Source organism: Haloactinopolyspora sp., from assembly GCF_027324685.1.
In the GTDB taxonomy this organism is placed as follows: domain Bacteria; phylum Actinomycetota; class Actinomycetes; order Jiangellales; family Jiangellaceae; genus Haloactinopolyspora.
Map to the genome: position 1 here is coordinate 1 of NZ_DAHVSH010000113.1, position 21,909 is coordinate 21,909.

20 protein-coding genes are annotated in these 21,909 nt (G+C 69.2%); 7 read left to right on the top strand and 13 right to left on the bottom strand.

Going from position 1 to position 21,909, the window contains the following annotated elements; genetic code table 11:
- From M6444_RS12955 to M6444_RS12965, 3 genes are all read right to left on the bottom strand, one after another.
- Nucleotides 1-1,091, bottom strand: a 1,091-nt coding sequence (locus tag M6444_RS12955; protein WP_363326351.1) for a proton-conducting transporter membrane subunit, incomplete at its 3' end; no start/stop codon positions are given.
- A gap of 174 nt (nt 1,092-1,265) precedes the next feature.
- On the bottom strand, nt 1,266-1,685 hold the full coding sequence (locus tag M6444_RS12960) for a hypothetical protein (RefSeq protein ID WP_298327912.1): 420 nt from the start codon (nt 1,683-1,685) through the stop codon (nt 1,266-1,268).
- 131 nt (nt 1,686-1,816) lie between these two features.
- A complete protein-coding gene (locus M6444_RS12965; protein ID WP_363326353.1) occupies nt 1,817-3,925 on the bottom strand; it encodes a DNA topoisomerase IV subunit B in 2,109 nt (702 codons plus the stop codon).
- 310 nt (nt 3,926-4,235) lie between these two features.
- Here M6444_RS12965 and M6444_RS12970 point away from each other — a divergent pair, with 310 nt between their 5' ends.
- Nucleotides 4,236-4,451, top strand: a complete 216-nt coding sequence (locus M6444_RS12970) for a hypothetical protein (protein WP_298327916.1) — start codon at nt 4,236-4,238, stop codon at nt 4,449-4,451.
- Nucleotides 4,452-4,514: 63 nt separating this feature from the next.
- On the opposite strand, the gene M6444_RS12975 is transcribed toward M6444_RS12970, so the two are convergent.
- The 6 genes from M6444_RS12975 to M6444_RS13005 all read right to left on the bottom strand — a co-directional run bounded on the left by M6444_RS12975 (nt 4,515) and on the right by M6444_RS13005 (nt 10,215).
- The gene (locus tag M6444_RS12975) at nt 4,515-5,129 is read right to left on the bottom strand and encodes a rhomboid family intramembrane serine protease (protein WP_298327918.1); all 615 of its coding nucleotides are present in this window, start codon (nt 5,127-5,129) and stop codon (nt 4,515-4,517) included.
- Nucleotides 5,108-5,884, bottom strand: coding sequence for an arginase family protein (locus M6444_RS12980; RefSeq protein WP_298327920.1), 777 nt, complete (start codon nt 5,882-5,884; stop codon nt 5,108-5,110). The genes M6444_RS12975 and M6444_RS12980 overlap by 22 nt, the downstream gene beginning before the upstream one ends.
- A gap of 75 nt (nt 5,885-5,959) precedes the next feature.
- The gene (locus M6444_RS12985; protein WP_363326352.1) at nt 5,960-7,480 is read right to left on the bottom strand and encodes an RNA polymerase sigma factor; all 1,521 of its coding nucleotides are present in this window, start codon (nt 7,478-7,480) and stop codon (nt 5,960-5,962) included.
- 124 nt (nt 7,481-7,604) lie between these two features.
- The gene (locus M6444_RS12995; RefSeq protein WP_298327926.1) at nt 7,605-9,209 is read right to left on the bottom strand and encodes a SpoIIE family protein phosphatase; all 1,605 of its coding nucleotides are present in this window, start codon (nt 9,207-9,209) and stop codon (nt 7,605-7,607) included.
- A 5-nt stretch (nt 9,210-9,214) separates the two neighbouring features.
- Nucleotides 9,215-9,790, bottom strand: a complete 576-nt coding sequence (locus M6444_RS13000) for an HhH-GPD-type base excision DNA repair protein (protein WP_363326354.1) — start codon at nt 9,788-9,790, stop codon at nt 9,215-9,217.
- A 14-nt stretch (nt 9,791-9,804) separates the two neighbouring features.
- Nucleotides 9,805-10,215 (bottom strand): universal stress protein, encoded by a 411-nt coding sequence (locus M6444_RS13005; protein ID WP_363326355.1) that lies wholly within the window; start codon nt 10,213-10,215, stop codon nt 9,805-9,807.
- A gap of 156 nt (nt 10,216-10,371) precedes the next feature.
- Here M6444_RS13005 and M6444_RS13010 point away from each other — a divergent pair, with 156 nt between their 5' ends.
- The 5 genes from M6444_RS13010 (at nt 10,372) to M6444_RS13030 (ending at nt 17,175) form a co-directional block, all read left to right on the top strand.
- On the top strand, nt 10,372-11,679 hold the full coding sequence (locus tag M6444_RS13010; RefSeq protein ID WP_298327935.1) for a DNA polymerase IV: 1,308 nt from the start codon (nt 10,372-10,374) through the stop codon (nt 11,677-11,679).
- A gap of 150 nt (nt 11,680-11,829) precedes the next feature.
- Complete coding sequence (locus tag M6444_RS13015) at nt 11,830-12,519, top strand: response regulator transcription factor (RefSeq protein ID WP_298327937.1); 690 nt, start codon at nt 11,830-11,832, stop codon at nt 12,517-12,519.
- Nucleotides 12,516-14,033, top strand: a complete 1,518-nt coding sequence (locus tag M6444_RS13020) for a HAMP domain-containing sensor histidine kinase (RefSeq protein WP_298327940.1) — start codon at nt 12,516-12,518, stop codon at nt 14,031-14,033. Before M6444_RS13015 ends, M6444_RS13020 begins: the two co-directional genes overlap by 4 nt.
- A gap of 332 nt (nt 14,034-14,365) precedes the next feature.
- A complete protein-coding gene (locus M6444_RS13025; protein ID WP_298327942.1) occupies nt 14,366-15,514 on the top strand; it encodes a trypsin-like peptidase domain-containing protein in 1,149 nt (382 codons plus the stop codon).
- Between the two features lie 104 nt (nt 15,515-15,618).
- On the top strand, nt 15,619-17,175 hold the full coding sequence (locus tag M6444_RS13030) for an ATP-dependent DNA ligase (protein ID WP_298327945.1): 1,557 nt from the start codon (nt 15,619-15,621) through the stop codon (nt 17,173-17,175).
- 27 nt (nt 17,176-17,202) lie between these two features.
- Here M6444_RS13030 and M6444_RS13035 read toward each other — a convergent pair whose 3' ends face one another.
- Complete coding sequence (locus tag M6444_RS13035; RefSeq protein WP_298327948.1) at nt 17,203-17,955, bottom strand: hypothetical protein; 753 nt, start codon at nt 17,953-17,955, stop codon at nt 17,203-17,205.
- A 143-nt stretch (nt 17,956-18,098) separates the two neighbouring features.
- Between M6444_RS13035 and M6444_RS13040 the strand changes: the two genes are divergently transcribed.
- A complete protein-coding gene (locus M6444_RS13040; protein ID WP_298327950.1) occupies nt 18,099-18,878 on the top strand; it encodes an SURF1 family protein in 780 nt (259 codons plus the stop codon).
- Here the strand turns inward: M6444_RS13040 and M6444_RS13045 are convergent.
- From M6444_RS13045 to M6444_RS13055, 3 genes are all read right to left on the bottom strand, one after another.
- Nucleotides 18,844-19,155 carry a DUF3817 domain-containing protein gene (locus M6444_RS13045; protein ID WP_298327953.1) on the bottom strand — a complete coding sequence of 104 codons (312 nt, stop codon included), beginning with the start codon at nt 19,153-19,155 and terminating at the stop codon, nt 18,844-18,846. The genes M6444_RS13040 and M6444_RS13045 overlap by 35 nt on opposite strands.
- A 44-nt stretch (nt 19,156-19,199) precedes the next feature.
- Nucleotides 19,200-20,549 carry an adenylate/guanylate cyclase domain-containing protein gene (locus M6444_RS13050; RefSeq protein WP_298327956.1) on the bottom strand — a complete coding sequence of 450 codons (1,350 nt, stop codon included), beginning with the start codon at nt 20,547-20,549 and terminating at the stop codon, nt 19,200-19,202.
- Nucleotides 20,546-21,909, bottom strand: a 1,364-nt coding sequence (locus M6444_RS13055) for an NAD(P)/FAD-dependent oxidoreductase (RefSeq protein WP_298327958.1), incomplete at its 5' end; no start/stop codon positions are given. The genes M6444_RS13050 and M6444_RS13055, both read right to left, overlap by 4 nt.

Below are 21,909 nucleotides of genomic sequence, written 5' to 3' on the forward strand. Positions count from 1 at the left end.
CGCATCGACCGGCGCACGCCGCTGAGCTCACGCAGGTCACGGGTGCCGGTGATGCGGTCGATGATGCCGACCACCAGGAACAAGGTCGCTTTGAACAACGCGTGGGCGACCAGCATCGCCACCCCGGCCAGCGCGGAGCTACGGGTCCCGGTGCCGACCAGCACCATCAGGAAGCCGAGCTGACTGACGGTTCCGTAAGCCAGCAACAGCTTCAGGTCGTACTGGCGCAACGCACGCAACGCCCCGACCAGCATCGTCACCACGCCGAGCGACAGCACCAGCGGCCGCCACGGCAGCACGTCGGCGAACACCGGCGCGAACAAGGCGACGAGGTAGACGCCGGCTTTCACCATCGCCGCAGCGTGGAGGTACGCGCTGACCGGCGTCGGTGCGGCCATGGCGCTGGGCAACCAGAAATGAAACGGCACCAGCGCGGACTTCGTGATCGCCCCGACCAGGATCAGCACCAGCGCCACCGCGACGGCCAGCCCCGACGGCGGCTGGCTCAGGATGTCCGAGATGCGATACGTACCCGTGCTCTGCCCGATCATGATGATGCCGACGAGCATCGCCAGCCCCCCGAACGTGGTGACGATCAGGGCTTGCATGGCGGCGCGACGGTTCGCTTTGCGTTCCGGGTTGTGCCCGATGAGCAGGTAGGAGAAGACGGTCGTCAGTTCCCAGAAGACGTACAGGACGAACAGGTCGTCGGCCAGGACCAGACCCAGCATGGCACCGGCGAATCCGACCAGCAGGCCGGAGAAGCGCCGCACTTCGCGATCATCGGCGCGGAAGTAGTACGCGCAGTACATCAGAACCAAGGCCCCGATGCCTGTGACGAGCAGCGCCATGAGCCAGGTCAGCGTCGTCAGCCGGAACGACAACGCCAGACCGAGCGAGTCGACCCAGGTGAAACGCTCCTCGATCGATCCGCCCCCAGGTCCGGTGACCCGCGGAGTCATAGCGACGACCCAGCCGAACGCGGCCGCAGGCACCATCGCGACGATCAGGAAGCCGCGTCCAGGCAGCCGGGTGAGCAGTATCGGAGCGAGCACCGCCGCCAGGGCGTGCGCCACGACGATCCACGTCATCATCAGCGATTCCGCGCACCCGGCGGAGCGGACCGCTCAGGGGCAGCCGAGCGCCATCGGTCGTCGGTTCGGGTTAGGTCGAGCTGGCACATATCGAGCACCGGAGTCCCTCCGATGAAAACCGCCCCGGACGTGCGGACCGGCATGGTCGTTCGGGCATCGTCTCTTCAGGAACTACGCCCGTACCGGCGGTGCCCGGCTCCCCTCGACCGGCGTCGCCTTCCAGCTCGCCGGAGATGCGTCACCGGCCGGTTCCGCACCGGCCGGCGCGTCATCCGCGATGTGGCAGCCACGATCGACCACGGCCAACCCGGTGTTCCCGAAACCGTCGCCGGCGTCGTCGCCTGGGGTGTCGGGCGGGACCCACGCATGGCCGTGCTCGTTCCCGACGTCGCCGCACATGACCCGAGGCAGGGCATTGGGCGTCGTCTCGGCCGCCGGGTGAATGACGGGACCCGCCAGACCTGCGGCCACGGCGGCACGATGCTCAGTCGCCATCAACAGCATCGCCCACACCATCAGACCACTGGCCAGAAAGATCGCCAGCCACCGACGGAACGGTTGATCGCGCACGGAATGGTGAAGCCTGTCCATCCAAGCTCCGCCTCCCCGTACCTCGACCACTCACATCTTACGTGCACGGCGCCGTCGGCTCGGACGGGTCCGAGCCGACGAGACGACTCCGGCGACGCCGGCCCGGCGCCGCCAGCGGTCAGATGAGTGGTTCAGACGTCGATACGCGCGCGATCCAGCTCGGCGGCACCGGCGATGATGAACTCCTTGCGCGGCGCGACATCGTTACCCATGAGCAGCTCGAACACCTTCTCGGCGGCTTCGGCGTCGGCGGCGTTGATGCGGCGCAGCCGCCGGTGGCGCGGGTCCATGGTGGTCTCGGCCAACTGCTCGGGATCCATCTCGCCGAGCCCCTTGTAGCGCTGGGGAGTGTCCTTCACCTTCACACCTTTACGCGCCAGCTCCCGCAACGTGCGGTCGAGGTCGGCGTCGGTGTAGGTGTAGATGTACTTGTCCTGCCCCTTCCTCGGGTTCGCGATCTCGATGCGATGCAGCGGCGGCATCGCCGCATACAGCCGGCCGGCCTCGACGAACGGGCGCATGTACCGGAAGAACAACGTGATCAGCAGCGTGCGGATGTGTGCGCCGTCGACGTCGGCGTCGGACATGAGGATGACCTTGCCGTAGCGGCACTGCTCGAGGTCGAAGCTGCGCCCGCTGCCTGCGCCGAGAACCTGGATGATCGCGGCGCACTCGACGTTCTTGAGCATGTCGGCCACGGAGGCCTTCTGCACGTTGAGGATCTTGCCGCGAATGGGCAGCAGCGCCTGGTACTCCGCGTCACGCGCGGAGCGTCCGGTGCCCAGCGCCGAATCACCCTCGACGATGAACAGCTCGGAACGCTCCAAGCTGTTCGACCGGCAGTCGACCAGCTTGGTCGGCAACGCGCTGGTCTCCAACGCGTTCTTGCGACGGACGGTCTCTTTGTGCAGGCGAGCGGCCACGCGTGCCTTGGCGGCCGCGACCACCTTTTCGAGCACGGCCGTGGCCTGCGCCTTGTCCGCCCGTTTGGTGGACGACAAGATCTCGGTGAGCGCTCGTTCGGTCACGCCGGAGACGATGGCCCGAACCGCCGAGGTGCCCAAGACCTCTTTCGTCTGCCCCTCGAACTGCGGCTCGTCCAGGCGCACGGTCACCACTGAGGTGAGCCCCTCGAGCACGTCGTCCTTTTCGATCTTGTCATTGCCGGCCTTCAACCGGCGCGCGTTGGCTTTGACCTGGTCGCGCATCGCCTTGAGCAGCCCCTGCTCGAACCCGGTCACGTGCGTGCCGCCCTTGGGGGTGGCGACGACGTTGACGAACGAGCGCGAGATGGTGTCGTACCCGTTGTCCCAGCGCAGCGCGATGTCGACCGCGCACGTACGCTCGGTGTCCTTCGAGACGAGCTGGCCGTCGTCATCGAGCACGGGCACGGTCTCGCGGAACGTCTGCGAGCCGGTGAGACGCAGCACGTCGCTGACCGGCGCGCCCGGGCTGAGGTACTCGACGAACTCGCTGATGCCGCCCTCGTGGCGGAAGGTCTCTTCGACCGTCTCGCCGCCGCGCTCGTCGCGTACCACGAGCTCGAGCCCCGGGATCAGATACGAGGTCTGCCGCGCCCGCGAGGTGAGCTCGTCCCACGAGTAGGCCGCATCGGACAGGAAGATCTGGGGATCGGCGTAGAAGCGCACCCGAGTGCCCGTGACTCGCTTGGCCACCCGCCCGACGACGCGCAACTCCGACCGCTCGGTGAACGGCTGGAACGGCGCGTCGGGACCGTCACCGTCGTAGCTGCCGGGCTCCCCGCGCCGGAACGACATCGCGTGGGTTCGCCCGCCGCGGTCGACCTCGACGTCGAGGCGGGCGGACAGCGCGTTGACCACACTGGCGCCCACGCCGTGCAACCCGCCGGACGCGGCATACGAGCCGCCGCCGAACTTTCCGCCGGCATGCAACTTGGTGTAGACGACCTCGACCCCGGACAGGCCGGACTTGGTGTGCTCGTCGACCGGGATGCCGCGACCGTTGTCGATGACCTCGGCCGAGCCGTCAGCGCGAAGGATCACCTCGACCCGGTCGCAGTGCCCACCGAGCGCCTCGTCGACGGCGTTGTCGATGATCTCCCACAGCAGATGCATCAGCCCGCGCGAATCGGTGGAGCCGACGTACATACCCGGGCGCTTGCGAACGGCCTCGAGCCCTTCGAGCACCGACAAGTGCCGCGCGGTGTAGTCGCCGCTGGACCTGCCGGCTCCGCGCTTCGTCGCGGACTCGCGGGTCATCGGGGTCTCGGCCGGTTCGGCGGTCACGGCTTGGCATCCTCCAGACATGCGGATGAAACTCGGCGCTGCCAGAGTATGCCCGATGCGCCCGTCGCCACGGTCGCCACGCCTGTGACCACAGCGTGGATCGTCACGGGATCGCCACGCAGCGCCGATGATGTGACCAGACTCACCGCCCCAGCGGTTCAGCGCTGAGCGAACCAGGCCGCGCCCGCGATGCGGGAACGCCCAGCGATGGTTTCATGTTGTAACGGATGCACGACATGACTACCGGCTCGCCGGTGGCCCATCGATCAGGAAGGTATGCGACGTGACCACAGCTCTCGCTGCCAGCCCATTGAACGCCATCGACCGCTGCGACAGTTGCGGCGCTCAGGCATACATCCGCGTCGTTCTCAACGAGGGTGAACTGCTCTTCTGCGGTCACCACGGACGTCGGCACGAGCCGAAGCTGCGTCCGATCGCTCTGGAGTGGCACGACGAGACCAGCAGATTGCACGAGAAGCCGGAGCCTGCTTCGGACTGACCGAAGCCCATAGCGTCGGGGCCACGGGTAGGGCAACTGCCATACCCGTGGCCCCGTTGTCGCTCAACCCAGATGCTGCTGGGTGGTGCGACGCCGAGTGTCGGCGGGACGTAGCACCACCGCCATGACGACGCCGGCCAGCGCACCGAACAGATGGCCTTGCCACGAGATGCCGGGCTGGCCGGGCAGGACGCCCACGACGATGCCGCCGTACATCAACACCACGACGACCGCGACGACGACGCTGAGCACCCGCCTCGACAACACGCCCCAAGCCACCAGGAACGCCGCGTAGCCGTACACGAGGCCGCTCGCCCCGATGTGCACGGTGTTCGCACCAGCGACCAGCCAGGTGGCGAAACCACCGAGCACGGCGACCCCGACCGTCACCCACCAGAAGCGACGCGTGGTGACGGCGATGAGCACACCGAGCACCAGGAACGCTCCGGTGTTGGCCATGAGGTGATCGAACCCGCCGTGCAGGAACGGCGCAGCGGCGATGCCGACCAAGCCCTCGTCGGTGCGCGGACGAATACCGTACTGGTCAAGGTCCACATTGGGCAGCGAGTCCACGATCTCCTGCGCCCACATCACCAGCACGAGCACGAAGACGGGAACCGCGGCCGCGACCGTCGACGGTAGCTCGCGGCGGGGCGTCACGTGGCCTGACGAGGACATCCATCCAGTTTAAGCGCCATGCGCACGACCTCAGCCGCGGCGGAATACTCGCTCCATGTACATGCCAGCCCGACCGCCGCGCCCCGGCCGGTGTCGAGAACGCGCTGTACCGCGACAGCCACCTCGCTCAGCGACGGCCCGCCCGGCGCGGGAAACAACAGCCCGGGGACCTCGCCCGGGTCGACCACGTCGAGATCGACATGCAGGTACACGGGCCCGTCAGGCACCGTTGCCGCGGTCAGTTCCGCCACCTCGCAGCGGCGCAGCGGCGCGGTGTCGAGGTAGGCACGCTCCGGCGGGTCGAGGTCGCGTGCATCGACCAGCACGACGTGATCTTCGGGCACCGGGTCGAGCCCGATCCGGTCGGCCACGAGCTCGGGCCGGTATCCGGTGAGCACCCGTAGCGGCATGCCTCCGAGGTAGCCCGACGTCGTGGTCTCCAGCGTCTGGACGTCGCCGTGCCCGTCGAGCCAGACGATGGACGGGCGCAGGCCGGCCCGCTGCAAGCCGGTCACGACGCCGTACGACGTGGTGCAGTCACCGGAGACCACCAGGGCCCCGCCGCCGGACTCCACCGCCCGCGCCACCGACGCGGCCACCTGGTCGTAGAGGACGGCCATGCGTTGCCACGAGTCCGCTTCGGGAAGGTCCACGCTGACGGTGACCTCGGGTGTCACCGGGGCCCGGAGATGGGGCCGCGGCTCGTCGAGGTGATAGGGCACCATGATCGCCGGGCCGAGGTCGGCCATGCGCATGCCGTGACCCTACCGCTGACGCACAACGGCCGCCGACCTCGACGAGATCGGCGGCCGATACACGAGTGCGAGTGCTCAGTCCAGATAGTCGCGCAGCACCTGAGAACGGGACGGATGGCGCAGCTTGCTCATCGTCTTGCTCTCGATCTGTCGGATGCGCTCCCGCGTGACCCCGTAGACCTTGCCGATCTCGTCCAGGGTCTTCGGCTGACCGTCGGTGAGGCCGAAGCGCATGGACACCACGCCGGCTTCACGCTCGGACAGAGTGTCCAAGACCGCGTGGAGCTGCTCTTGCAACAGTGTGAACGACACCGCCTCCGCCGGCACGATGGCCTCGGAGTCCTCGATGAGATCGCCGAACTCGCTGTCGCCGTCCTCGCCGAGCGGCGTGTGCAACGAGATGGGCTCGCGCCCGTACTTCTGGACCTCGACGACCTTCTCGGGGGTCATGTCCAGCTCGGTCGCCAGTTCCTCGGGCGTGGGCTCGCGGCCCAGATCCTGCAGCATCTGACGTTGAACACGCGCGAGCTTGTTGATGACCTCGACCATGTGCACCGGGATCCTGATGGTGCGCGCCTGGTCGGCCATGGCCCGGGTGATCGCCTGCCGGATCCACCAGGTGGCGTACGTGGAGAACTTGAAGCCCTTCGTGTAGTCGAACTTCTCGACCGCCCGGATGAGTCCCAGGTTCCCCTCCTGGATCAAGTCGAGGAAGAGCATGCCGCGCCCGGTGTAGCGCTTGGCGAGCGAGACCACGAGCCGGAGGTTGGCCTCGAGCAGATGGTTCTTCGCCCGACGGCCGTCCTCAGCGATCCACGTGAGCTCGTTGACCAGTTTGGGCGGCATCGAGTCGCCCTCGGTGGCCAGCTTTTCCTCGGCGAACAGGCCCGCTTCGATCCGCTTGGCGAGCTCGACCTCCTCGCCGGCGTTGAGCAGCGGGACCTTGCCGATCTGCTTCAGGTAGTCCTTGACCGGGTCGGCCGTGGCACCGGCGACGGCGACCTGCTGCTCGGGCTCGTCGGTGTCGTCGTCCTCGGACAGCACGAAACCTTCGTCCTCGGCGCGCGCCTCCTCCGCAGCCAGCTCGCCGGGGCCGGGATCCGCGTCGGGACCGGCGCCGTTGGACTCGGTCACCTTCACCGCATCGGTGACTTTGACGCTCTTCTTCTTCGAGCGCGAAGCCTTGGAAACTGGTTCAACTGCCGCCTCTGAAAGGTGGGCCTCATCCGAGTCGACCTCGGTTTTTGCCTTCTTCACCGCCGAGTTCACAGATCCTTCGCCCTTCTTGGCCGACGGCTTGGACTTCTTTCCGGCCGCCGCAGTGGTGACCGTCCTCGACCGCGACGACGTCGCAGCAGCCACTCGCTTGCGCGGACTGCGCGAGTCCGCAGCGGCTACCTCGACGGTAATACCGGTCGCCTTCAAATGCTCGACAACGAACCTGCTCTCTTTCATCGGCAGGTTGGCGGCCCCGCACGCCAACCGGACGTCCTCGGCCGTGACGGAACCGGATTCACGACCTTGTGACACCAACGCCTGAACCGGCGGAAGCTCCAGGATCCGGGCATGCTTGGTGCTGGACGGGCTCGACGACACGTACGACCTCTCCACGTTTCGACAGGGGGCAGCTGATCACGGCACAGCAGCACATCATTCTGACACAAGGCTTGCTTCCGGTTGTTGCTCGCGGACGCTGGCGGACCGCACATCCTCGCGACCTTCATCGTCCTGCCCACCGTAGCGCGAGAACGGTGACATCGTCTGCCGAGCCATCGACCCACATTCGCTCGGTGACGGTGTCCAGCAGCCGGTCCAGTGACAACTCGCGCTGTTCCTCCAGGCAGCGCAGCAGCTGTGAGAAGCCTTCCTCAAGTGATCGCGTCCGGCTCTCGATCAACCCGTCGGTGAACGCGATCAACACGTCACCGGGCCACAACCGGACCGATTGAGTCGATCGCGGCTCGGCCACGCCGATCGGTGTGGTTCCGGCGCCGGCGTCGACCAGCTCCACCGGACCGACCTCCGGAACCCGGATCAGCGGAAGATGCCCGGCGTCCCCGACGACGACGGTCCCGGCCCTCGGGTCGATCAAGGCGTAGACGACCGTCACCATCTCGACCGACTCGTCCCGTTCGACGAGACGGTCCAGCCCGCTCAGCACCGCCGCCGGGTCGGGGTCGGTGAGGGCCAAGGCCCGCAGAGCCGAGCGCATCTGTCCCATCCCGGCCGCCGCGGTCACCCCGTGACCCATGACGTCGCCGATGACGAGGCCGAGAGTTCCGTCGGGGAGCACGAACGCGTCGTACCAGTCGCCGCCGACGGAATCTTCACCGATCTCCGAGCGACTGCGAGCCTCGAGCTCGAGACCCTCGACGCTGGGCAGGCTGCGCGGCATCAACCCCTGGCTCAGCGACACCGCGGCGGTGCGTTCGCGCTCGAACATGCGTGCTCGCGCGAAGGCCAGGGACACCTGCTGGGCGACCGCACGCAGGAACCGGCACGCGTCGGAGTCGAACTCGCGCTCTTCGGCGTAGGCGAAGCGCACCGTGCCGATACTCACGCCGTCGTCACTGAGCGGCAACACCGCCCACGCATGCTCGTCGCCGGCGGCCACGGCCGCGTGAAAAGCCGGGTCGGTGAAATCGGCCAGGGCTCGCTCGCGACTGCCGATGAACATCGGCCACCCGGTCCGCAGAGCTTCGGCCACCGGCGTGACGGCGTGGTCGGGCCAGCCCGCGACCTGGCCCGCGGCGTCGGCCGACTCGCTACCGCCGACGGCGTACGGGCCCTTGCCGCCGATCAGCGTGACCGCCGAGCGCAGGGCCCCCACGTTGCGCCTGCCGATGGCATCCACCGCGTCGACGACCTCGCGGATCGTCACCGCCCGAGACAGCACGTCGGAGACGTCGAGCAGCCGCGCGTTGCGCGCCCGGCTGCGCCGCAGCGAAGAGATCGCCTGCTGGTGGCTGGTGTCGTCGATGACGAACATCGCCACCTCGCGTCCCCTCCCCTCGTCCACGAGGTACCACGAGGAGTGCAGGTGGTAGGACTTCTCCGATTTCGTGATCGCCGGCTCGTCGGCCTCGACCGACTCGCCCGTGCGCAAGACTCGGTCGATCATCTCGTCGGTGTGCGCGGCCAGAATCGGCGGCAGCACCTCGCTGGGGGTGCGGCCCAGGTGATCGGCGATGGTGAGTCCGGATCGTTCGGCCAGGGCGGCGTTCACGGCCAGATAGCGATGCTCGGCGTCGAACACCGCGAACCCGACGGGCGCGTCGACTCCGGCCAGGGCACCGAGCAACCGCTGGGCGTCCGCCGGGCGCATCCGGGTCAAGCCTTCGCGGCGCGTTTGGCCTCGCGCTTGGTGGCCCGGACACGCGCCAGGGACTCGGCGTCGACCACGTCGGCGACCGAACGCGTGGCATCCGGCTCGCCGTACGCGCCGGCGGCCTCGCGCCAGCCGTCGGGGCGAACACCGAACTGTTTGCCCAGCAGCGCCACCATGATGGCGGCCTTCTGCGCGCCGAAGCCCGGCAGGGCCTTGAGCCTGCGCAACAGCTCGGTGCCGTTGTGGGCCCCGGTCCAGATGGCCGACGCGTCGCTGTCGTATTCCTCGAGGACGAACGCGGCCAGCTTCTGGATCCGCGCCGCCATGGAGGCCGGGAATCGGTGCACGGCCGGTGTGCGTGAGACCAACGCGGCGAACTCGTCGGCGTCGTAGCGGGCCACAAGCTCGGGGTCGAGGCCGTCGGTGCCGAGGCGAGAAGCGATCACCGCCGGGCCGGCAAAGGCCTTCTCCATCGGAACCTGCTGGTCGAGCAACATACCGACCAGCAGCGCGAACGGATCGCGCGCCAACAACTGGTCGGCTTCGGTGTCACCCGCCAGATGCAACGTTGTCACGATCGCAAGCCTTTCGGTCAATCCGCGTCCTCGGCCTTGACGGCCAGGACGGGGCATGGTGCATCCAACAGGATACGCTGCGCATTACTGCCCAAAATCAACTTTCCGACGGGGCTGCGGCGACGTAACCCGATGACGATGAAGTCAGCGGTGGTCTCCTCCGCGACGGCCACCAGATCCTCGGCGACGTCCATGCCGCGGACCAGTTGACGCACTTCGGCGTCGATGCCCGCCTCGGCCAGCTGGGTGCGCACGGCTGCCAGTTCGGCATCGGCTTCGACGGCTGTCTCGTCGTCGTACTCGCGCCCACCACGCGCGGAGTTGACGACCACCAGCCGCGCACCGCGCAGCTTCGCTTCTTCAGCAGCGCGCCGCAGCGCGGCTCTACCTTCGGCCTTCGGGACGTAGCCCACGACGATCGCGGTCATCGCATCCTTCCCTCGCGCGCTGACATCGATGACATGCGCGCCGGCAACTGTGGTCGGCGCCACGCTACCGCAGCCCGGATGTTCGCGGTGCGGGCCGGACATGTCGCCGTCGTATGTGACCGTGGCATGTCAGCGCGGCATGGCACCATCGAGCCCATGCGCGTCCTTCACCTCGACCTGGACGCGTTCTTCGCGTCGGTCGAACAGCGCGACAAGCCGTCGCTGCGTGGCCGTCCGGTCATCGTCGGCGGCCTGGGTCCTCGCGGCGTCGTGTCGACGGCGTCGTACGAGGCTCGGCGGTTCGGTGTCCACTCGGCGATGTCGATGAGCGAGGCCCGGTCGCGGTGTCCGCACGCGGCTTATCTGGCCGGTCGTTTCGCGGTCTATCGCGAAGTCAGTGACATCGTGATGAGCCATCTGCGACAGATCTCACCGGTCGTTGAGCCGTTGTCACTGGACGAAGCGTTCGTCGACCTCACCGATGCCGTCCCCGACGATCCGTCGCCGGGCGCCGTCGAGCACATCGCCACGCAGGTGCGCACGGCCATCGAGTCCAGCACGGGCGTGACCGCCAGCGTCGGCGTCGCATCGTCGAAACTGATGGCCAAGATCGCCTCGGAGCAGGCCAAGCCGGACGGGCAGTTCGTCATCGAGCCGGGCCGTGAGCTCGAGATCCTGCATCCGCTGCCGGTACGGGCGCTGCCGGGCGTCGGACCCGCGACGGCGGCGCGCCTGCACCGGCTGGGCGTCAAGACCGTGGGCGATCTCGCCCGCATCACGCAAGCGGATCTGATCGACCTCGTCGGCGAGGCTCACGGGCGGTCACTGCACCTGCTCGCCCATGCCCGCGACACCCGTCGGGTGAGTTCCGAGCGCGAGTCGAAGTCGATCAGCATCGAAGACACCTTCGACCGCGACATCACCGACCCGGTCCTGCTGTCGGCATTGGTCACGAAGCTGGCGGAGAAGGTGACCACTCGACTCACCGGAGCCGGGCACTCCGGGCGGACCATCACCCTCAAGACCCGCCTGCACGACTTCACCACGCTGTCCCGCTCGGCCACGCTTCCGGCACCCACCGACGACAGCCGCACCATCGTCCGGGTCGCGGTTCGCCTGTTGTCCGAGATCGACACCAGCAGCGGGGTGCGCCTGCTCGGTGTCGGGGTGTCCGGCCTGACCGACTGGGTCCAAGACGACCTCTTCGGTCCCGCCCACGACCCAGAACCGCCGCTGAACGACGCCATCGACGATGCCATCGGCGATGCCATCGACGACATGGTTCACGAGCGCCGCCTCTGGGTGCCGGGCATGGACGTCGTCCACCTCGAGCACGGCCCCGGCTGGGTCTGGGGCAGCGGACGCGGCCGTGTCACCGTCCGGTTCGAGACCGCGCACACGCCACCTGGCCCCGTGCTCACCTTCGCCGCCGACGACCCAGCCCTCTCCCCCGCCCGCTCGTGAATGATCATGTTCACTTGGCAATTGCCTGCCCCACCACCCGAGCACGCCTCGTGATGCGACACGACGCCTCGTGGTGCAGGGCCCCGCGGACGGCGGCGGCCCAGAGCGTCTCTCAGCCGATTCTCACGTCCGCCGGGCACACTGAAAGGCATGCGAGTACTTGTCGTCGACGACGACCCCGCGGTGCGCGACTCCTTGCGACGCTCACTGACGTTCAACGGCTACCAGGTCGACGTCGCCCCCGACGGGGAGGAGGCGCTGCGCGTCATCACCGACGCCGCGCCCGACGCCGTGGTGCTCGACATCATGATGCCCCGCCTCGACGGCCTGGCCACCTGCCGCGCGTTGCGTGCTGCCGGCAACGACCTGCCCATCCTCATGCTCACCGCACGCGATGAGGTCTCCGATCGGGTCTCGGGGCTCGACGCCGGCGCCGACGACTACCTGCCCAAGCCGTTCGCGCTCGAGGAACTGCTCGCCCGCCTGCGTGCGCTGCTGCGCCGCTCGGCCCACCAGGCCGACGGGTCGGCGTCGGCCGAACTGCGCATGGCCGACCTCACGCTGGACCCCGGGACGCGCGAGGTCACCCGCGGCTCACGCCAGATCCGGCTCACTCGCACCGAGTTCGCGTTGCTCGAACTGCTGTTGCGCAACCCCCGCCAGGTGCTGACCCGCGATCGGATCCTCGAGGAGGTGTGGGGCTACGACTTCCCGACCACCGCCAACTCCCTGGAGGTCTACGTCGGCTACCTGCGGCGCAAGACCGAGGAAGCCGGCGAGCCCCGCCTGATCCACACCGTGCGCGGCGTCGGCTACGTGGCCCGCGAGGATCCGCCGTGAGCGACACGACGAACCACCGCGGCCACGACGTCTCGCCCCAGACCGGTCACCCCCCGGCCGAGACCAGCCAGGTCCACCCCGCCGACCCGGATGCGCCGTCGTCCGGCGACCCCATGCCTGCCGCGGCCGGCGCGCCCAAGTACGCGACCCGCCTCTCGCTGCGGGCGCGGGTCGGCGCCCTGGCGGCCCTCGGTGTCGGGCTCGCCGTCACCCTCACGGCTCTGGCGGCCTACCTGACGGTGTCGTCGCAACTGACCGCCAGCGTGGACGACAACCTGCTCGAGCGGGCGGAACAGGCGGTCACCACGCCGTTCGGCGACCCGGCGGCGCTGGTTCAGCAACCGGCCGAGGCGATCCTGGCCGCCGATCTGCGCATCGGCCTGTTGCGCTCCGACGCCCGCCCCTTCGCCGCCGACCAGGAGTCCGCGCCGCCGTTCGGCGACCCCGAGCTCGCTGTCGCCCGAGGCGATGCGGCCGAGAGCGTACGTACCGTCGAGCTCGAGGAAGGCTCGTTCCGGGTCGTCGCCGTACCAGCCGGGCGAGGGCCTGCCGGCCGTGGTTTCGCCCTGGTGCTCGCCCAGCCCACCGAACAGACCGAACAAGTGCTCGCCACGATGCGCACGGTGTCCATCGTCGTGGGTGGCATCGGCATCGTCCTGGCCGCCTGGGCGGGCATGTCGATCGCCCGCGGCGGTTTGCGCCCGGTCCGCAGGCTCACCGACGCGGCCGAGCACGTCGCCCAGACCGGCGACCTGCGCCCGATCGAGGTGACCGGCAGCGACGAGATCGCGCGCCTGGCCGACGCGTTCAACGCGATGCTGGCAGCCCTGCGCGAAGCCCGCCTCCGGCAAGCCAGACTCGTCGCCGACGCCGGGCACGAGCTGCGCACACCGTTGACCAGCATGCGCACCAACCTCGACTTGCTGGCGCAAAGCGAGAGAACAGGCGGGCTCTCGGCGGACGACCGCGCGCAATTGATCGCCGACAGCCGCGCTCAGGCGGTCGAGCTCACCCAACTGGTGGGCGACCTGGTGGAGCTGTCCCGGGAGGACCCGCCGGCCGCCTCGGCCGAGCGGATCGACTTCGCCGACGTCGTCCGGTCAGCGCTGGACCGGGTGCGTCGCCGGGCTCCCGACGTCGCCTTCTCGGCCGACCTGCACAGCTGGATGGTCGATGGCGACGCCACGCAGCTGGAGCGCGCGGCCACGAACCTGCTCGACAACGCCGCCAAGTTCAGCCCCCGTCCCGGGACGGTGACGGTGACCTTGCGGGACGGCGTGCTCGACGTCGTCGACGAGGGCCCCGGTATCGCGGACGAGGACCTGCCCCGGGTCTTCGACCGGTTCTACCGCTCGTCCGATGCCCGGGGACTGCCGGGGTCGGGATTGGGGCTGGCCATCGTCAAGGCCGCTGCCGAGCGCCATGGCGGGCGTGTCTCCGCGGGGCGAGCACCCAGCGGCGGTGCCCGGTTGACTATGCGGCTTCCGGCCGCTTCTTCGTCCTCTCTTGACTGAATCTCAGCATGCTCTCAGTCCTTCGGGGCACGCTCAGGGATATGAGCGACGACAAACCGACTCCTGACGAACAGCAGCGGCCTTCGATGCCGCATCAGCCGCCGGGCCCGACGCCTCCGCCCCCGAGCGGCGGTGGCGCGGGGTGGTCGATACCGCCCGGCTCGGCTCCGGGGCGACCGGCGCCGTGGTCGACGGAAAGTGCCGCGTCGCAGCGCGATGGCGGCGAGGAAAGCCGGCCCCCGGGCCCTGAGACCCCGTCCGAAGCTCCACCCGAGTCGACGACGGCGAAGGACTCCGCCGAGGCGGGCCAGAGCCCGGGGGCGGAGACAACCGTGTTCGCCGCACCCACCCAGCCTGCGCCCCACACCTCCGAGACCCGCCGCAACGGACGGGGGCGGCTCGTCATCGCCGCACTGGCCATCGGCGCGATCCTCGGTGGCGGGGCAGGTGCGGGTGTCAGCCAGCTGCTCGATGACGACGCGGACACCGCACCGCAGCGCAGCAACCTCGACACCGGGCAGGGCGACAACGCCGAAGGCAGCGACAACGGGAGCCGGCCGGCCGCCGACACCAACGACGTGCAAAAGGTCGCCGAGAGCGTCCTGCCCAGCGTCGTGTCGATCGCGACGCAGAGCCAGCTCGGCCAGGCCGGTGGGACCGGTGTCATCATCTCCTCCGACGGTGAGATCCTCACCAACAACCACGTCGTCGAGGCTGCCGCCAACGGCGGGACCGTCCAGGTCACGTTGTCGGACAACACCACCGTCGAGGCCGAGGTCCTGGGTACCGACCCCCTGACCGATCTCGCCGTCATCAAGGCCCAGGACGTGTCCGACCTCGTCCCGGCCGACCTCGGCAACTCATCCGACCTCGCCGTCGGCCAGAACGTGGTGGCCATCGGCTCGCCGCTGGGCCTGGACGGCACCGTGACGTCGGGCATCGTCTCCGCACTGCACCGCCCGGTCACCGCCGGCGATGAGCAGGGCCGGGGCACGACCAAGGTCATCGACGCGATCCAGACCGACGCACCCATCAACCCGGGGAACTCCGGCGGCCCGCTGGTCGACATGAACGGCCAGGTGATCGGCATCAACAGCGCCATCATCACCGGCGGACAGAGCTCGGGGTCCATCGGCCTGGGCTTCGCCATCCCGATCGATCAGGCCAAGCCCATCGTGGAGCAGTTGCGCGCCGGCCAGGAGGCGACCCACGCCCAGATCGGCGTCGGTGTCACCACCGCGCAGGAAACCCGGGGCGCGGCCATCGCCTCGGTCAACAGCGGCAGCCCCGGCGACGAGGCGGGCCTGCGGGAGGGCGACATCGTCATCGCGGTCGACGACCGCCCGATCACCAGCGACATCGAACTGATCGCGGCCGTGCGCTCGTACCGGCCGGGTGACGAGGTCACCTTGACGATCATCCGGGACGGTCAGGAGCAGACCGTCGATCTGACGCTGGGCAGCGACGCCCAGACCACCTGACTCGCACCCGCCCACGTCGTTCATCACTGCGCCCCGCGGACCCGGCACCGGTCCGCGGGGCGCAGTGTCGTCGGGCTGTCGGTACCGAGGTGCACACTGTGGACATGCAGCTTCTCGACGTCGCCGACACCTCCGCGGCCGTGGCCGACGTCTCTGGCCGGCTGGCCAAGACCGAGTTGATCGCTGCCTGTCTGCGCCGTGCCACGCCGGCCGAGGCCGAGGTCGTGGCGTCCTACCTCTCCGGTGAGTTGCGCCAGCGTCGTACCGGGCTGGGTTACGCGGCGCTGCGGTCCATGCCGCCCGCCGCGGCCGAGGCCACGCTCGACGTTCTCGAGGTCGACGCCGAGTTCGAGGCGCTGTCGCAGCTGTCCGGCCCTGGGTCCACGACACGCCGGCGCGAGCGTTTCCAGGCGCTGCTGGCCCGAGCCACCCCGTCGGAGCAGCGGCTACTGGCCGGGCTCGTCAGCGGCGAGCTACGGCAGGGAGCGCTCGACGGCATCCTCACCGAGGCGGTCGCGAAGGCTGCTGCCATTCCACCGGCCGACGTTCGCCGCGCGGTCACCGTCGCCGGCGGCGTGGTCCCGGTCGCAGCAGCGGCACTGGCCGAGGGGCCAACGGGGCTGACGAGGTTCCGGCTGGGGGTCGGCACACCGTTACGTCCGATGCTCGCGTCGCCGGCCACTGACGTCAGGCAGGCGCTGGAGCGCACCGGAGAGGCCGCCGTGGAGTGGAAGGTCGACGGCATCCGGGTCCAGATCCATCGGGACGGTTCCGAAGTCGCCGTCTTCACTCGTACGCTCGACGACATCACCGCGCGGGTCCCCGAGATCGTCGAAGCCGCCCGCGCGTTACCGGTCGATTCCGTGGTCCTCGACGGCGAAACCATCGCGCTCGGGCCAGGTGGGCGGCCGCTGCCGTTTCAGCGCACCGCCGCCCGGGTCAGCAGCAAGGTGGACGTCGAGACCGCGCGGCGCAAGGTTCCGCTCTCGCTGTTCGTGTTCGACTGCCTCCACCTCGACGGCGCCGACCTCATCGGCGAGCCGGGCCCACAGCGCTGGTCGGCCCTGCGGCAAGCAGTCCCGGCCGAGCACCTCGTTCCCCGCATCGTCACTGCAGACCCCGAGCAGGCTCAGGCGTTCCTCGACGATGCCGTGGCCGCCGGACACGAAGGCGTCATCGTCAAGTCCCCCGTCGTGCCGTACGAGGCAGGCCGGCGCGGCGCCGGCTGGCTGAAGGTCAAGCCGCGCCACACTCTCGACCTGGTCATCCTGGCTGCCGAGTGGGGGCACGGACGGCGGCAAGGCAAGCTGTCGAACCTGCACCTCGGCGCACGTGATCCAGCCGGGCGCTACGGCGAGCCGGGTGGTTTCGTCATGCTCGGCAAGACGTTCAAGGGTCTCACCGACGCAATGCTGGCGTGGCAGACCGAGCACCTGCTGAAACTGGCCGACGGCCCGACCGACTCGTGGGTGGTCCACGTCCGCCCGGAGTTGCTGGCCGAGATCGCCTTCGACGGTGTACAGGCCTCGCCGCGCTACCCCGCGGGCATGGCGCTGCGATTCGCCCGCGTCCTGCGCCATCGCGACGACAAGGGCGCCGACGAGGCCGACACCATCGACACCGTGCGCCAGATCTTCGATGCTGCGAACGGCCCGGGCTGAGCGCCGCCCCACCCAGGCGGGACGGGTTCAGCCGCGGTGTGCCTGAGCCAGCCGCTCCATGCCGTCGGCCAGCACTTCGACACCGGTGTGGTCCGACGAGCTCAGCAGCAGGCCCGCGGCCTCCCACAGCGCGGTCTGCACCGCCTCGGCCGCCTGATCGTCCGGTTCGGAATCCCCGGCGGATGCGCGTTCCATACCGGTCGTCGCCTCGACCAACCTCGACCACGAGGTCGGTGCATAGCGCCCGGTCACCACCCGCACCCGCTCAGAATCCTTCAACACCGCCGAGCGATCGCGCTCGAACACGTACTGTGCGACCATCGCGCCGGCCGTGGCACCGAGGCCGAGACCCAGCAGCAGGCCCACCACCACGCCGACTCCGCCGAGGCCGATCACGCCGGCCAGGACCGCGAGCACGACCGCGCCCAGCAGCGCGCCAGGTGCCAGGCCCATGACGTGGTGGCGACGAGCGCCGATACCGGCCACGTTGAACATCGGCGGCGGCTCACGCAACACCTCGGGTAGGCGATCGCGCAGTTCTGGATCGTCGAGACCGGGCCGCAGCACCACGAAGGTCTCGGGCACCGCCTGACCGGAGTCGGCGGCATGTGACGGACGCCCGGAGGTCCATCGCATCGCGCCCCAGCGGCGCGGCTCGACGATGTTCGGCAGCCAGGTGCCACCGGCGGAGTTCAACCGGTCGATGATCTCTTGCTGTTCTTCCCAGCTCCGAGTCCACTCCCACTCGTTCAAGGCCGTCAGCGGGTGTGGTCGGTTCATCTCGATCTTCTCCATCGTGATCACAGGGGTGGTTGAGTGCCCGTCCCCGAACGAGACTGATCACAGGATACCCGCCGCGGAAACGCCGGTAAGTCGGCCATCCGGCCCCATTTGCGTGCTCTCGCCCAGCTACGGTGAACGGTGTGTACCGGTTCCTGCTGACACCCCGGTGGCTCGCCCTGCATTTCGCTGTCATCGTGGCGCTGCTGGGCTGCCTCCTGCTGGGCTGGTGGCAGTTCGGCGTGTACCAGGACAGCACCGACCGCCAGCAGATTCGCGAGCGCGATCCTGCGCCCGTGACCGAACTGGTCCGGCCCGGCGAGGAGCTGGGCGAGGCACGTGATCGCCAGGCGGTGACCACCGGCGACTATCTCGCCGAGGCGCAGCGCCTGGTTCCCGGACGGGTACACGAGGGCGTGCTCGGCTATCTCGTCGTGACCCCGCTGCGCGTGTCCGACACCTTGGTCGTGCCCGTGCTGCGGGGCTGGATCGCCGACTCGGACGACCCGGCGGCCGCGGTGCCCGAAGGCGAGGTCACCGTCACCGGCTTCCTGCTGCCACCGGAGTCCGCCGACCAGGCCACCGTCCGCAGCGACCAGCAGTTGGCCGACGACGAGGTGGCCTACGTCTCCCCGGCTCAGCTAGCCGAATCCGCCGATATCGCGGCGGCGACCCTCCCCGGCGGCTACCTGTTGCTCCAGGACGAGCAGGCGTCGGCCTCGCCAGCCGCGCCCGCCGTCCTCGACGTGGACGTCGTTGAGCCGATCCACGACATCAGTCCGTGGCAGAACCTGTCCTACTGGGCCCAATGGTGGGTCTTCGCCCTGGCGGCCGTGGTCTTCTGGGTTTCGGCAGTGCGGTCGGGCGTGCGCGCGCGGCGCCGAGACGTCAGCGAACGCGCGCGTGCTCACGTGCCTTCGTGACGACGAACCGTTCAGCGGCGAACGACGCGAACGGAATGGTCCCGGCCAGCGCGATGAACACCACCCAGCTGGTCTTCCACTGGCGCTGGTACACCAGCAGCCCGGTCGCGATCAAGTAGACGACGTAGAGCCAGCCGTGAATCGGGGAGACGATCTGGCTCATGGTGGGATCGTCGGCCGGGCCGTAGCGAATGAACATCGCCACACACAGCACGAGCAGGAACACGCCCGTGACGTAGGCCATCACACGGTAGAACGGCAGCGCATCTCGTCGCACCCCATCGAGCCTAACCACTCGGTGCGCCCGGCCACGAACCGCCCTCAGCCGGTCAACAGCAAGTACGCCTGCACTGCTTCGGCCTTCCCCTTGACCCGCAGCGGCCCGAGCGGCTGGACCCGCGCATCGCCCAACCGGCGCGCTGTCTCCGCACCGACCACCACGCCGCCCACCGGCGCCGTTCCTTCGAGGCGAGCGGCCAGATTCACGGTGTCGCCGATGACGGTGTATGTACGCCCACCGGCCGTGCCGAGCAGGCCGACGGCCACCGGACCGGTGTTCACCCCGATCCGGAACCGCGGCCAGCCCGGATGCCGGTCCGCGATCGCGCCGGTGGCCTCCTGGATCGCCAGCGCGGCCCGCGCCGCCCGTAGCGCGTGATCAGGTTGATCGCCGGTGCTGTTGAACGTCGCCATCAAAGCATCGCCCACGATCCGGTCGACGGTGCCGCCGAACTGTTCGACCACAGGTGGGATCGCACTGGTGAAGTACTCGTTGAGCATGTCGGTCACCACACGCGGCGGGTGCTGCTCGGAGAACGTCGTGAACCCCTGCAGGTCGGCGAACAAGACGCTGACGTCGCGCGAATCTTGCGCGGTCTGGTCCAGGTAGAGCCCAGCGAATCGCTCCTCGTGCCACTGCCGGTGGGCAGCGATGGCGACCAGCGCGAACGCGGCCAGCATCAGCAGGTGCCACTCCCACCAGCTGGCGTGCCAGCTACGCCCGATCGCCACGGCGATCTGTGCTTCGGCCAGCAGCACGAACGCGGAGATCATCGAGGCGACCAACGTCGCCGAACCCCGATGACGAGGCAGGCGCAGGTAGAGCACGACCGCGGCGGCGTACAACGCGAAAGCCACGACGGCGAGGGTGACCAACGGTCCCGACGTGCGTTCCGGCGGAGCGGGATGATCCAGCGGCGGTAGCCCCGAGACCGAGACGACGGCCCACGCCAGCATCAGCCCGACCAGCCCGGCTCGTAGCGACCGGGCGTGGCGCATGACAGCCGCGGCGCGCTCGGGCGGTAGTGCCAGGCCGGAGATCGCCGCGAACACGCCGGCCACGAGCAGCCCGACCGGTGTCGCCAAGGCGAAACCGGCATTCGGGCTGCCCAGCAGGACGCCGGGGGTCGCCAGGGCATGCAGGCCGAGAAATCCCGCGGCGGCGAGGAATGCCAACGACACCAGATACACCCGGGCGTCATTACGGCGTCGGGCCGCGGTGCCGGTGGCGTAGGCCAGCGCCGTGCTCAGCGCTGCGGCGATCAGGACGATCCAGAAGTGAGCAGGATGATGTTCCCAGGCGACGTCGAGTTGCGGGCGCGCGATCAACACCACCAGGCCGGCCATCGGCACCGCGAGGACGACCACCCAGGTGATGATCCGCCGGTTCATGCCCGTCGCCCGGACGGGGAGACGCCGGTCGGTGGCCGGTCGAGATGTGGCTCCTCCGCGAGAACCTGGTGCACCTGATGGATGACCACCGATCCCTCGCCCACGGCCGAGGCGACTCTCTTGACCGAGCCGCGCCGCGCGTCGCCGACGGCGAAGACGCCGGGAACACAGGTCTCGTACATCAGCGGTTCGCGTTGACGCGGCCACTGCGACGTCTCACTGAGCGTGACGTCGGGTCCGGTGATGAGGTAGCCCCAAGGATCGCGCTCGATGTCCGGTGGCAGCCATCCGGTCCGTGGTTGAGCGCCGATCAGGACGAACAGGCCGGCTGCGGACTCCGTCGAGATGCCCCCGGAGGTTCGCTCGCGCACCCGGATCCACTCGAGATGTCCGTTGCCGCCACCGTCGATCACCTCGACGTCGAGCCGTACGTCGATGCCGGCCGCCCGGATCGCCTCGATCAGGTACCGGGACATGCTCGCAGCCAGCGAGGGCCCGCGAACCAGCAGCGTGACTCTGCGGGCGAACCGCGACAGGTGCATCGCGGCCTGCCCGGCCGAGTTGCCGCCACCGACGACGAAGACGTCATGTCCGCTCATCGCCCGTGCTTCCGACGCCGACGCCCCGTAGAAGACTCCGGCCCCTTCCAGCGATTCCAACGTCTCGATGCCGATCCGGCGATAGCTGACCCCGGTCGCCAGGACGACGCAGCGAGCACGCGCGACCTCGTCGTCGGCTGTGGTCATCTGGAACCGGCCGTCGTGGCGAGCGAGTTCGACCGCTTCGCGCATGAGCAGGAAATCGGTGCCGAACACCCATGCCTGTTGATAGGCACGCTGAGCCAACTCGGCCCCGCTCACGCCGCGCGCGAAACCGAGGTAGTTGCGGATCAGCGAACTCGAACCCGCCTGGCCACCGATCGATTCGCGCTCGATGACGAGCGTACGGAGCCCTTCGGAGGAGGCATACACCGCCGCCGCGAGCCCAGCCGGACCTGCGCCGACGACGATCACGTCGTAATCGGTGTCGTCGTCGAGCCGGGTCCGCACACCGTAGGCGTCGGCCAATTGCGCGTTGGTGGGGTCGACGAGAACTCCCCCGTCGCGCAGCAGCACGATCGGACGACGCGTCCCGGTCAGCCCGACGCGCTCGAGCATCTGCCGCCCGGCGGCGCTGTCACTGGTGTGGAACGTGTGGGGCACGCCGTTGCGTGCCAACAGGCTGCGTAGCTCGTGCGCCCGCGCCGACCACTGGCCACCGACCAGGTTGACCTCGCGCGGCTGCGACGACACCGCGCGCTCCCACTCCAGCAGGAACTCCGTCACCGTCCGGTGAAACAGTTCGTCGGGCACCCGCCACG

Coding starts and splice junctions, on each gene's coding strand:
- M6444_RS12960 (WP_298327912.1), bottom strand. CDS start 1,685: ATGGACAGGCTTCACCATTCCGTGCGCGATCAACCGTTCCGTCGGTGG.
- M6444_RS12965 (WP_363326353.1), bottom strand. CDS start 3,925: ATGACCCGCGAGTCCGCGACGAAGCGCGGAGCCGGCAGGTCCAGCGGC.
- M6444_RS12975 (WP_298327918.1), bottom strand. CDS start 5,129: ATGTCCTCGTCAGGCCACGTGACGCCCCGCCGCGAGCTACCGTCGACG.
- M6444_RS12980 (WP_298327920.1), bottom strand. CDS start 5,884: ATGCGCATGGCCGACCTCGGCCCGGCGATCATGGTGCCCTATCACCTC.
- M6444_RS12995 (WP_298327926.1), bottom strand. CDS start 9,209: ATGCGCCCGGCGGACGCCCAGCGGTTGCTCGGTGCCCTGGCCGGAGTC.
- M6444_RS13005 (WP_363326355.1), bottom strand. CDS start 10,215: ATGACCGCGATCGTCGTGGGCTACGTCCCGAAGGCCGAAGGTAGAGCC.
- M6444_RS13010 (WP_298327935.1), top strand. CDS start 10,372: ATGCGCGTCCTTCACCTCGACCTGGACGCGTTCTTCGCGTCGGTCGAA.
- M6444_RS13015 (WP_298327937.1), top strand. CDS start 11,830: ATGCGAGTACTTGTCGTCGACGACGACCCCGCGGTGCGCGACTCCTTG.
- M6444_RS13030 (WP_298327945.1), top strand. CDS start 15,619: ATGCAGCTTCTCGACGTCGCCGACACCTCCGCGGCCGTGGCCGACGTC.
- M6444_RS13035 (WP_298327948.1), bottom strand. CDS start 17,955: ATGAACCGACCACACCCGCTGACGGCCTTGAACGAGTGGGAGTGGACT.
- M6444_RS13050 (WP_298327956.1), bottom strand. CDS start 20,549: ATGAACCGGCGGATCATCACCTGGGTGGTCGTCCTCGCGGTGCCGATG.